Annotated in this window: 9 protein-coding genes; 6 read left to right on the top strand and 3 right to left on the bottom strand. The window is 34.6% G+C overall.

The annotated features are described in order from the left end of the window. Window positions 1–1,299: an aminopeptidase P family protein gene (locus PBT91_RS16645; RefSeq protein WP_270059584.1), complete on the bottom strand. Its 1,299-nt coding sequence runs from the start codon at window positions 1,297–1,299 to the stop codon at window positions 1–3. Between the two features lie 229 nt (window positions 1,300–1,528). After that, window positions 1,529–2,293 (bottom strand): SDR family NAD(P)-dependent oxidoreductase, encoded by a 765-nt coding sequence (locus tag PBT91_RS16640; protein ID WP_270059583.1) that lies wholly within the window; start codon window positions 2,291–2,293, stop codon window positions 1,529–1,531. Between the two features lie 288 nt (window positions 2,294–2,581). Between PBT91_RS16640 and asnB the strand changes: the two genes are divergently transcribed. From asnB to PBT91_RS16615, 5 genes are all read left to right on the top strand, one after another. Then, the gene (gene asnB / locus PBT91_RS16635) at window positions 2,582–4,264 is read left to right on the top strand and encodes an asparagine synthase B (protein WP_270059582.1); all 1,683 of its coding nucleotides are present in this window, start codon (window positions 2,582–2,584) and stop codon (window positions 4,262–4,264) included. A 329-nt stretch (window positions 4,265–4,593) separates the two neighbouring features. Continuing rightward, window positions 4,594–5,256 (top strand): succinate dehydrogenase cytochrome b subunit, encoded by a 663-nt coding sequence (locus tag PBT91_RS16630; protein ID WP_270059581.1) that lies wholly within the window; start codon window positions 4,594–4,596, stop codon window positions 5,254–5,256. Window positions 5,257–5,268: 12 nt separating this feature from the next. After that, window positions 5,269–7,272: a fumarate reductase/succinate dehydrogenase flavoprotein subunit gene (locus PBT91_RS16625; RefSeq protein WP_270059580.1), complete on the top strand. Its 2,004-nt coding sequence runs from the start codon at window positions 5,269–5,271 to the stop codon at window positions 7,270–7,272. 74 nt (window positions 7,273–7,346) lie between these two features. After that, a complete protein-coding gene (locus PBT91_RS16620; RefSeq protein ID WP_270059579.1) occupies window positions 7,347–8,093 on the top strand; it encodes a succinate dehydrogenase/fumarate reductase iron-sulfur subunit in 747 nt (248 codons plus the stop codon). 110 nt (window positions 8,094–8,203) lie between these two features. Continuing rightward, the gene (locus PBT91_RS16615; protein WP_270059578.1) at window positions 8,204–11,341 is read left to right on the top strand and encodes a DUF3427 domain-containing protein; all 3,138 of its coding nucleotides are present in this window, start codon (window positions 8,204–8,206) and stop codon (window positions 11,339–11,341) included. On the opposite strand, the gene PBT91_RS16610 is transcribed toward PBT91_RS16615, so the two are convergent. Further along, the gene (locus PBT91_RS16610) at window positions 11,322–11,960 is read right to left on the bottom strand and encodes an Eco47II family restriction endonuclease (RefSeq protein ID WP_270059577.1); all 639 of its coding nucleotides are present in this window, start codon (window positions 11,958–11,960) and stop codon (window positions 11,322–11,324) included. The two genes, PBT91_RS16615 and PBT91_RS16610, sit on opposite strands and share 20 nt — an antisense overlap. Before the next feature lie 161 nt (window positions 11,961–12,121). Here PBT91_RS16610 and pdeM point away from each other — a divergent pair, with 161 nt between their 5' ends. Next, the gene (pdeM, locus tag PBT91_RS16605; protein ID WP_270059576.1) at window positions 12,122–12,751 is read left to right on the top strand and encodes a ligase-associated DNA damage response endonuclease PdeM; all 630 of its coding nucleotides are present in this window, start codon (window positions 12,122–12,124) and stop codon (window positions 12,749–12,751) included. The last annotated feature ends 106 nt before the right edge of the window (window positions 12,752–12,857 follow it).

Raw genomic sequence — 12,857 nt, 5'->3', positions numbered from 1 at the left:
TTATGAATTCATAAGTTCCTCAATCTCATCAGCTTCGATTGGGATATTTCGCATTAAATTAAAAGGTTCTCCCTTTTCCTGGATTACAACATCATCTTCAAGTCGAATTCCGAAACCTTCGTCAGGTAAATAGATTCCAGGTTCAACAGTAAAAACCTGATTGGCTTTCATAGGCTCAGTTAAAATTCCGTAGTCATGTGTATCCAAACCAATATTGTGAGCTGTGCCATGCATAAAATATTTCTTGTAAGCTGGCCAATCTGGGTTTTCATTTTGAACATCGGCTTTATCTAGTAATCCAAGATCAAGCAATTCTGAAGTCATTAGTTTTCCAACTTCTTTATGAAACTCGTCCCACATAGTTCCCGGTCTAAGCCATTTTGTAGATTCAGATTTTACTTTATTAACCGTGTTGTAAATTTGTTTTTGGCGTTCGGTGAATTTTCCAGAAACCGGGATCGATCTTGTCATATCGCTTGAATAGTTTGCATACTCGGCTCCTGTATCTAGTAATATAAGCTCGCCAGCTTTACATTGTTGATTATTTTCAGTGTAGTGGAGGACGTTGGCGTTATTTCCGCTGGCAATAATAGGAGTGTATGCAAAACCTTTAGAACGATTTCTAATCATTTCGTGCCAGTATTCAGCTTCGATTTCATATTCCCAAACACCAGGTTTCGTGAATTTAAGAGCTCTTCTAAAAGCCTTCTCGGTAATATCGCAGGCTTTTTGCATTAAATCCAACTCGATAGGATCTTTTACAGCACGTAACCTTTGCAAGATGGGGTTACTTTTAGCAACCTGGTGCGCCGGGTATTTTTCTTTACACCATTTTATAAAGCGATCGTCACGGGTTTCTGTCTGGATGCTGCCCTGAACACGATAATGCTCATTTTTATTAAAATAAATAGTCTCAGACTGTGCCATAACTTCAAAAAAGATTTTCTCGAAATCCTGTAGCCAGTAGACCGTTTTGATACCGCTTACTTCAAAAGCTTTTTCTTTGGTAAGTTTTTCGCCTTCCCAAACAGCTATATGCGGATTGGTTTCGGTTAAGAAAAGTATTTCCCGGTGTTCTGGTTTTGGAGCATCCGGGAATAAAACTAAAATTGCTTCCTCCTGATCCACTCCGCTTAGATAGAATAAATCTCGATTTTGCTGAAAAGGCATGGTACTATCGGCCCCAATCGGGAACACATCATTAGCATTAAAAACAGCTAATCCCCCGGGAACCATGCGTTCCATAAAGTTTTTTCGGTTTTTAATAAAAAGTTTGCGGTCTATTTGATCGTATTTCATAACTGTAATTTCAAAATTATCCCTCAAAGCTAAAAAACAGCGATTAGAATGCCTGTTAATCCAAGGCTAATATTTCTTTTTTTCAAGTGCCTAAAGCAGTTTCTGTTCGTGTTTTCGAGTTCATTAAAATTTGTGTTTAATATTCTTCTTCGATTTATGCAAACTGGATAAAATATAAAAGGAATCCGTTTTATGGATCCCTTTTATATAAAAAAACATTTAAAAATACTTAAGCTTTCATTCCGCCATCGATTACAAATGTTTGGCCGTTGGCATAAGAGGCTTTATCAGAAAATAGGAAGCAAACCATATGTGATATATCTTCAGGTGTGGCGTATCTTCCTAGCGGAATGGTAGATTCGTAAGCTTTTTTTACCTCGTCTCCATGTCCTGGATTTACGCCATCTTCAAGAGAACGCATCATGCGATTATCTACAGAGCCGGGATTTACGCAGTTTACACGCACATTTCTTTTTCCCAATTCTAAAGCGGCAGTCCGCATGATTCCTATAACCGCATGTTTAGATGTGATGTAGGAAACCATTTTAGGAGAGCCTTGTAAACCAGCTACTGAAGATGTAATTACGATACTACCTCCATCTTCAATTTTCGTGATTACATGCTTCATTCCTAAGTAAGTGCCTTTTACATTAACCTCCATCACTTTATCAAAAATGTCATCTGGGTACTCCTCTAAAGGTGCCACTTTACCTTCTATACCGGCGTTATTAAAGAAATAATCAATTTTACCATAACGCTCAATACAGGTGTCTACGTAATTTTTTACATCCTCTGGTTTACTTACATCGGCGACAACGTAGGAAATATTTAAATTCTCTTTTTTTGCGGCCGATTCTTTTTCTTTTAAAGATTCTTCATCGATATCAACTAATAATACATTCGCACCTTTTTCTGCTAATTCTAATGCGGTAGTATAACCAATGCTTCCGGAACCGCCCGTAATTATTGCTGTTTTATCTTTGAAATTACTCATAATATTGAATTTTACCTTAAAGTTACAATTATTGCTTCATTTTGAGTCTTAAAGAAATATTATAAATATGTTATCAATTCTTGCACTTTTAAAATAAGCCTGAGATGCTGGATATAAAGAATTTTACTGCTGAAAAAAAATCATTATATTTATACTTCTGAATTTTTATTATTTAATCATATTTTGATTATATGGTTTATAAATGTAATCGAAATAGATATTGTGACTTTTTTAATGAAATGATTAATCGATATTTGTTTCATCTTTAATACTTAAAATTTTAAAACTGTGTGTGGAATTGTATGTGCGTTCGATTTAAAAGAGAAGTCTGATGATTTAAGACCTCAATTATTAGAAATGGCCAGATGTTTACGACATCGTGGTCCAGACTGGAGTGGGATTTACAGTAATGATAATGTGATTATGGCGCACGAGCGTCTTGCTATTGTCGACCCAATTTCAGGAGGGCAGCCATTATTGTCTAAAGATGAAAAATTAATACTTGCCGCAAATGGCGAAATATATAATCATAAGAAATTAAGAGAGCAGTGCCCAGATTACGAGTTTCAAACAGCATCAGATTGTGAAGTGATCCTTGCTTTATACAAACAAAAAGGCGCAAAGTTTCTTGATGACCTTAACGGAATTTTTGGTTTTGCGATCTATGATGTTGAAAAAGATGAGTACCTAATCGCAAGAGATCATATGGGGATTATTCCATTATATATTGGATGGGATCATAACGGTACTTTTTATGTAGCTTCAGAACTTAAAGCTTTAGAAGGAAAATGTTCGAAAATCGAATTATTTCCTCCTGGTCACTATTTATCTAGTAAAGAAGAAGGTTTCCAGAAATGGTACGAGCGTGATTGGATGGATTATGATGCAGTTAAGGATAACCCAACGAGTATCGAAGACTTAAAAGAAGCTTTAGAAAAAGCGGTACACCGCCAGTTAATGAGTGATGTTCCTTATGGAGTTTTACTTTCTGGAGGTTTAGATTCTTCAATTACTTCAGCAGTCGCTAAAAAATATTCAGAAAAAAGAATAGAAAGTGATGATAAAGATGCAGCATGGTGGCCAAGATTACACTCCTTTGCTATTGGATTAGAAGGTTCTCCAGATCTTGCCGCTGCACAAAAAGTTGCTGATCATTTAGATACGGTACATCATGAGATTAAATTCACGATTCAGGAAGGTCTAGACGCGATAAAGGATGTAATTTATCATCTAGAGACTTATGATGTAACTACGATTCGAGCTTCCACGCCAATGTATTTAATGGCCAGAACCATCAAATCTTTAGGGATTAAAATGGTGCTTTCTGGAGAAGGATCTGATGAACTTTTTGGCGGGTATCTATATTTCCATAAAGCACCAAATGCGAAAGAGTTTCATGAAGAAACTGTTCGTAAATTAGATAAATTACATCAATACGATTGTTTAAGAGCTAATAAATCACTTTGTGCCTGGGGAATCGAAGGGCGTGTACCATTCTTAGATAAAGAGTTTATGGATGTTGCAATGCGTCTTAACCCCGAAGATAAAATGATCACTGGTGAGCGTATAGAAAAGTGGGTGCTAAGAAAAGCTTTTGAAGATTACTTGCCAGAAAGTGTTGCTTGGAGACAAAAAGAACAATTTTCTGATGGTGTTGGATATAGCTGGATCGATACTTTAAAACAGTTAGTAGAATCTGAAGTGACAGATGAGCAATTGAAAAACTCGCACTTCAAATTCCCAATACAGCCACCAACAAGTAAAGAGGAATACTACTATAGATCTATATTCTCTCAGCATTTCCCAAGTGATGCTGCGGCATTATCAGTTCCTTCAGTTCCTTCAGTAGCTTGTAGCACACCAAGAGCTTTAGAGTGGGATGAATCGTTTAAAAATATGAACGACCCATCTGGTAGAGCAGTTGCCAACGTTCACTCAGATGCTTACAAAAAAGATCTTGTAGAAGGCTAAATCTGAATTAAAATAAATAATAGAGCTATTCAAAATTCGATATTTTGAATAGCTTTTTTTTATGCACTGTATTTATCATCTTACTTTATAAATTGTAGAATTTCAATCGATTGAAAAAGTTTTATAAATAATGCGCTTCATTCTTTTTAAGCCTTGATTATAGGGACTTTTCCTTATAAGTGATGTTCTTTTTTCTAAATCTGAAGATTAAACAAAAATGCGGCTTAATTATACTTATTCTAAATAGCCTTATAAAGAAGCATTAAAGTTTGTCCATAAGTTAATTGGAGTGTATTTTTGCTGTTAAAATTCTATAAATAATCAAACCAATGGGTGGATTTTTAAAATCATCTATCGCAAAAAAAGTTGCGATGGCCTTGTCGGGACTGTTCCTAGTCTTATTTTTGCTTCAACACTTTACTATTAATCTTACTTCAGTAATTAGTAAAGATCTATTCAACGAGCTTTCTCATTTTATGGGAACCAATTTTTTAGTACAGGCGATTCTTCAGCCGGTATTGATCTTTGGAGTAATATTCCATTTTGTAATGGGATTTGTGCTTGAGGCTAAAAACCGAGGGGCTAGAAATATAAAGTATGTAAATTATAACGGAAGCGCTAACTCGAGCTGGATGTCCAGAAACATGATTTATTCTGGATTAGTAGTTTTAGCTTTTTTAGCACTTCACTTTTATGATTTTTGGGTGCCAGAATTAGTGCATAAATATGTAGAATCTCACCCAGAGGATGCCTCAAGATATTATGGTGAGTTGGTTGCAAAGTTTCAGGACCCAATTCGGGTGGCAGCTTACTGTATATCGTTTGTATTCTTAAGTTTACACCTTCTTCATGGTTTTTCTTCTTCTTTTCAATCGATGGGATGGAATAACAAATATGCTAAAGGAGTAAGAGGCATTACACTGGCTTATGCTATAATCATTCCGCTAGGATTTATTTTTATAGCATTGTTTCACTATATCAATAACCTTTAATTCGCGAGATTTATGTCAGTTTTAGAATCAAAGATACCAGAAGGGCCGCTTAAAGATAAGTGGACTAAACATAAAAATGATATTAACCTGGTAAACCCTGCCAATAAGCGTAATATTGATGTTATCGTTGTAGGTACAGGACTTGCAGGAGGAGCTGCTGCTGCAACACTTGCAGAGTTAGGTTATAATGTAAAGACTTTTTGCTACCAGGATTCTCCAAGACGTGCGCACTCTATTGCTGCACAGGGAGGTATAAATGCATCAAAAAATTATCAGGGAGATGGTGACTCAGATTACCGCCTTTTTTATGATACTGTAAAAGGTGGTGATTATCGTTCTAGAGAAGCGAATGTTTACCGTCTTGCTGAGGTATCAGGGAATATTATCGACCAGTGTGTTGCACAAGGTGTTCCTTTTGCACGTGAATATGGTGGTTATTTAGATAACCGTTCTTTTGGTGGAGTTTTGGTTTCCAGAACTTTTTACGCAAAAGGACAAACGGGTCAGCAATTATTGTTAGGAGCATATTCTGCAATGAACCGCCAGATTAATCGTGGTAAGATTCAAACCTTTAATCGTCACGAGATGATGGATCTTGTTTTGGTTGATGGTAAGGCAAGAGGAATTATTGCCAGAGATATGATTACCGGAGAGATCCAGAGACATTCGGCTCACGCAGTTGTATTGGCTTCAGGAGGTTATGGTAATGTGTTTTTCCTTTCTACCAATGCGATGGGAAGTAATGTGATGGCAGCCTGGAGAGCTCACCGTAGAGGTGCTTACTTTGCAAATCCATGTTATACGCAAATACACCCAACTTGTATTCCTGTTTCAGGAGATCATCAGTCTAAATTAACTTTGATGTCTGAGTCTCTACGTAATGATGGGCGTATTTGGGTTCCGAAGAAAAAAGAAGATGCAGAGGCAATTAGAGAAGGAAAGAAAAAGCCTACCGAGCTTTCTGAAGAAGAAAGAGATTATTACTTAGAGAGAAGATATCCTTCATTTGGTAACCTTGTACCTCGCGATGTAGCCTCTAGAGCTGCAAAAGAACGTTGTGATGCAGGTTTTGGAGTTAATAAAACTGGCCAGGCTGTATTTTTAGATTTCGCCAGTGCAATAAAACGTTACGGAAAAGAAGCGGCATTCTCGGCTGGTAAAAAAGATGCATCTGAATCTGAAATTATTAAACTAGGTAAAGAAGCTGTAGAAGCTAAATATGGTAACCTTTTCCAGATGTATGAAAAGATTACCGATCAAAATCCTTACGAAACACCAATGATGATCTTCCCGGCAGTACATTATACGATGGGAGGTCTTTGGGTAGATTATAACCTACAAACAACAATTCCTGGATGTTACGCTGCCGGAGAAGCCAACTTCTCAGATCACGGTGCTAACAGATTGGGAGCTTCTGCTTTAATGCAAGGACTTGCAGATGGTTATTTCGTTCTGCCTTATACAATAGGTGATTATCTTTCAGGCGATATTAAAACCGGTAAAATCCCAACAGATTCTCCAGAATTTGATGCTGCTGAAAAAGACGTTACAGACCGAATCAATAAACTGATGAATGCTGGCGGAAAACATTCTGTAGATACTTACCATAAGAAATTAGGTAAGATCATGTGGGATAAGTGTGGTATGGCGCGTAATGAGCAAGGTCTTAAGGAAGCTATTGAAGAAATTAAAGCTTTAAGAGAAGATTTCTGGAAAAACGTAAAAATTACCGGAACTGCAGATAGTAAAAATGCTGAATTAGAAAAAGCAGGTCGTGTGGCCGATTTCCTTGAACTAGGAGAACTTTTCGCTAAAGATGCATTACATAGAAATGAGTCTTGTGGAGGGCACTTTAGAGAAGAATATCAAACCGAAGAAGGTGAAGCTTTAAGGGACGATGAAAACTTTAAATATGTAGCTGCCTGGGAATATAAAGGACAACCAAGCGATGCAGCGCTTCATAAAGAAGAGCTTATTTTTGATAATATCGAATTAAAAACAAGAAGTTATAAATAGATGCAAGTGTTGAGATATGAGCTGTTACAAATAGCGACTCAAGACTCAATACTCAATACTAAAATCTAAAGAATATGAAACTTACATTAAAAATATGGCGACAAGAAAACGCTAAGTCTAAAGGGAAGATGGTATCCTATCCTATCGATGGTATCGAAGGCGATATGTCTTTTCTAGAGATGTTGGATGTTTTAAATGAAGAGCTTGTTGCTAAAGGAGAAGACCCAGTAGAATTTGATCATGATTGTCGTGAAGGGATTTGTGGTTCTTGTTCATTACAAATTAACGGTGAGCCTCACGGCCCAGATAAGTTAATTACAACCTGCCAGTTGCACATGCGCTCTTTTAAAGATGGTGATACTATTGTGATCGAGCCTTTTAGAGCAAATGCGTTCCCGGTAGTTAAAGATTTGATCGTAGATAGAACTTCTTTCGATCGTATTCAGCAAGCGGGTGGATATGTTTCTGTAAATACTTCAGGAAACACTATCGATGCCAATAGTATTCCTGTAAACAAGCATGATGCAGATGATTCTTTTGCTGCAGCAACCTGTATTGGTTGTGGTGCGTGCGTTGCAGCTTGTAAAAATGCAAGTGCAATGTTATTTACTTCAGCCAAAGTTTCACAATATGCTTTACTTCCGCAGGGACAGGTAGAAGCTACAGATCGTGTAATGAATATGGTTCGCCAAATGGATCTAGAAGGATTTGGTAACTGTACAAATACCGGTGCTTGTGAAATTGAATGTCCTAAAGGAATTTCTTTAGAGAACATTGCTCGTATGAACCGTGAGTATTTATCGGCAAGTACTAAAGGATAAAATATATTTTTTCTGAATAAATGTGATCCCGATTTCTTTCTAGATTTCGGGATTTTTTATTTCTATATTGTTAAGAATTAAATTTCTCTATAAAATAAATCAAAGCAAACATGCAAACAGGGATTTATGAAAAGCTTATAAACAAATTAGTCCTTTCCGAAATTAATAAGCTGGATCATGATCAATTTTACATCAAAAAAACTAAAATTGACAAATCCGAGGCAGCAAAAATCCTTGGCCAATATTTAGCTAACTTAATTAAAGGGGCATTGAGCTTAATTACGGGAGATGATTCAATTGAAAAGCAAATTAGTTTAGCAAACAAAATTATTTATTTAATAAAAGAAGAGCTACAAATTCAAGATTTTGATGATGATTTGATTTCTGTAGAAGCAAAGATACTTTCTGCTGTTTTTTCTAAGATAGATGCTGATGTATCAGATTTTAACAAACATTTAAAGCATATCACTCCATATTCAAGGCTTTCTCAAAGTGAGCTTTTTACAGGTAGTAATTCTGGGATATCTTTAGAAAGTGAGATAAAAAAAGAAATCCTCTCAGCAGATAAAATAAATTTTCTAGTTTCTTTTATAAAATGGACTGGTATTAGAATATTTGAAAATGAACTTATAGAATTTACACAACGTGGAGGGAAATTACAAATTATCACTACAACTTACATGGGAGCTACAGATTCAAAAGCAATTGAATTTTTAGCATCACTTAAAAACACAGAAATAAAAGTTTCATATAATACCAATAATGAAAGATTGCACGCAAAGGCATACCTTTTTTATAGAAATTCAGGTTTTCATACCGGTTATATCGGCTCATCTAATTTATCCAGATCTGCTCTTACAAATGGATTAGAATGGAATCTAAAGATTACTACACAAGAAATACCACATATTATTGATAAGTTTCAAAAGACATTTGACACTTATTGGCAAGATAAAGAGTTCGAATTTTTTGATAAGAAAAGAGATGTCGTTAGAATAAAAAAAGCTCTAAAGCAGGAAAAGAAAAATGACAATTTAAATGTCGCTATGTATTTTGACATCAAACCTTTCCCTTACCAAGAGCAAATACTTGAAAAACTAACTACTGAGCGAAACATTCATAATCGCTTTAAAAACTTATTAGTAGCCGCAACCGGAACTGGAAAAACTATTATTTCTGCATTTGATTTTAAGCGCTTTAAAGATGGAGATTTAAAATGTAAATTATTATTTATAGCTCATAGAAAAGAAATACTTCAGCAAGCCCAAGCAACATTTCAAGGTGTTTTAAAAGATAATAATTTTGGTGAATTATGGGTTGACGGGATAGAGCCTGAGAGATTTGAAAATGTGTTTGTTTCTATACAAACTTTAAACAACCGTATTGAAGAATTGGATTTATCTCCGGAATATTATGATTTCATAATTATAGATGAAGTACATCACATATCGGCATCGAGTTACCGTGCAGTACTTAATTATTTTAATCCCAAAATTTTACTTGGATTAACTGCTACGCCAGAAAGAATGGACGGAGAAGATATTTTGAAAGATTTCAACAATAATATTGCAGCAGAAATACGTTTGCCCGAAGCACTTAACCGAAAGCTTTTATGCCCTTTTCAGTATTTTGGAGTTACAGATAATATAGATTTATCGAATGCAACTTGGCGAAACGGGAAGTATTTACCCAGCGAATTATCCCAGCTTTATACGCAAAACGACATACGTGTAAATCATATATTAAAAAATCTAGAAAAGTATTTGAATGATATCCAGGATGTAAGAGCTTTATGCTTTTGCATAACTCGGGAACACGCCGAATATATGGCAGAAAAATTCTCTCTTGCAGGATTAAAAGCCGATTATTTAGTTAGTAACCGTAACAAAGACCGAAATAAACTTATAAAAAAATTCAAACTAAAAGAAATTAATTATCTTTTTGTGGTTGATATATTTAATGAAGGAATTGATATCCCTGAAATAGATACAATTTTGTTTTTAAGGCCTACAGAAAGTTTAACAGTATTTCTACAACAGCTAGGCAGAGGTTTAAGGTTAGCAGAAAAAAAGGAATGTTTAACTGTATTAGATTTTGTTGGGAATTCTCGTCCAGAATATGATTATGAAAGTAAATTTAGGGCATTAATTGGCAAAACAAATACTTCTGTTCTTAAAGAAACTGAAGACGATTTTCCACATTTACCGTTGGGATGTTCTATTGTTTTAGAGAAGAAAGCAAAGAATTTTATATTAGAGAATATACGTCGAGCAACATTAATAAATAAGAATCAAATTATAAGAAAGATACAAAACTATAAGCATCAAACAACCTTACCCTTCACACTTAAAAATTTTACAAACTTCTATCATATACCACTTCAATTAATCTACAAAAAAGCAACTTGGAAACGTCTTTGTGAATTGGCAGGAAGAGGGGATTCTATCGAAAATATTAATGAAAAGGAAATTCAAAGAGCTATAAATAAAAAATGGCTTTCTTGCAATTCATATAGCTACTTTAATTTTATTAAAAAATTAGCATCAAAAAATTTTAAAATTAATTTTAGTACAACTTCACTTAATGAAAAACAAATGTGTTTAATGCTGCATTATGATGTTTGGCAAGATGCGGGAGGCTTCAAATCATTAGAAGAAAGTATTCATGCTATTGGAAGAAATAAAGCTTTAAATCAAGAAATAGTAGATTTAATGCAAATATTGATTGATAGGATTGACTATATAGAAACTCCAATAAAACTTCCGTACGAACAACCATTAAAGATTCATAGTAGATATACAAGAGAACAAATTTTAGCTGCCTTTGGGTTTAGCACTTTCAAGATAAAAAGTAGTATTCGTGAAGGAGTCGCTGTTTCAAAAGATAAAAGCACAGAACTATTGTTTATCACGCTAAACAAATCAGAAAAGGATTTTTCACCAACAACATTATATGAAGATTTTGCAATCAGCGAAAAACTATTTCATTGGCAAAGCCAAAATAATGTAAAACCAGAAAGCAAGAAAGGACAATCATATATTAATCACAAAGAGAAAAAAAAGAAAATTCTTCTTTTCGTAAGAGAGAAAGGTGTTGATGAATATGGAAACACAATGGGTTCTATATTTTTAGGAGAAGCTAGAATAAAAGATTATTACGGAAGTAAACCTATGAATATTAAATGGGAACTTCAAGAACCAATGCCACCTTACTTATGGAAAGATTCAGCTAAGATGGCTGTAGGCTAGAAATATAATCATTAACAATAACAGGTATTACAGTCTGCAATTTTGATAAGGAATCTTTCCGCTGCGTGATCAAACTATAGAATTGTTTTAAGGAGATTCGAAAAACTCGTTTTTGACTTACACTATACTCTTCGTGACCTATAATCCATTTTTCATTAGTATCAGATAAATCATCTAACAATACGTAATAGAATTTTGCTTTTGAAAACACCCTAGCTGCATTAGCTAATTTTTCAAAAATAGCATCTGAAATGTTATGAGAAATATCTGTATTTCCAAAAATAACAAACAAACTATTATCTTTCGCTTTGATATCAAATCCAGATAAATTACCAAGCTCATATCCCTCAATTCCTCCTAAAACTTGTTCATGAAATGATCCAATAGCGTTATTTACAGATTTATCTATTTGTCTTTTAACTTCGGCTTTAATAAGATCTTCCTCAGATAGCTCATTAAATTTTGCATCAAAGGTTAATTTAAAAGTATCTACTTTATTACTATAAAATTTTGCTTTAGTGAATTTAGCTTTTGCTCTGGCATAAGCATTGTATATATTTTCTACACAACTAAGCAAATGCTCATCTGAAACAAAATCAACATATTTATTTGAAGCCATTTAAAATATATTTCTTGCATTAAAATACTACGAAGATAAAAAATAAAAGTTTCCCAATTTAATGAAGAGACCGGGTATAATTGTATTAGATTCACTAAACCATTTACAAAAATATCAATCCAAATTGGCTAATTTCGCCTCTCTTTTTTTGAGTTATAGAAATGAAAATTATTATCCAAAATAACCATTTTCAGTTGGCGTGTAGCGGCGTTTCCTATTGGGAAGAGCAAAAGGCTTTATTGGTGGCCGATGTGCATTTGGGAAAGATTTCTCATTTTAGAAAACACGGTAGTGCCGTGCCACAATCGGCGATTCAAACCAATTTTGATCGGTTAGATGAAGCGGTAACCGAGTTTCAACCTGAAAAAATCATCTTTTTGGGCGACCTTTTTCACAGCGCGTTGAATGCCGAATGGAATTTATTTGAAAACTGGCTTCAAAATCAACAGGCTGAAATCATTCTAATCGCTGGAAATCACGATATTATTTCTCCAATTCACTATGAGGAACTCGGCGTGAAAATTCATCAGGAATTACAGATCGAGAACTTCCGTTTAACCCATCATCCGGAAAAAAAGGAAAGTGATTTTAATATCTGTGGTCACATACATCCCGGGTATCGGTTGGTCGGTTTAGCAAAACAACATTTAAAACTAAAATGTTTCTTCCGAAGTAAAAATCAACTCATTTTACCGGCTTTTGGTGAATTTACCGGTGCTTTTTTGATGAAACCCGAAGAAGAAGATCAGGTTTTTGTGTGTGCACAATCTGAAGTAATTCGAGTGAATTGAATTTCTAAATTTTATACCTATAAGGTTTAAAAACCTTGCAGGAAGCGTAACTTTAACCTAACACTAACGCTGCTTTATTCAAGCGTTTGGTAATTTCAATTAAACT

This window comes from Zunongwangia sp. HGR-M22, assembly GCF_027594425.1.
GTDB lineage: Bacteria > Bacteroidota > Bacteroidia > Flavobacteriales > Flavobacteriaceae > Zunongwangia.
Note: the sequence above shows the minus strand (reverse complement) of the source record. Positions and strands in the feature narration are given on the sequence as shown.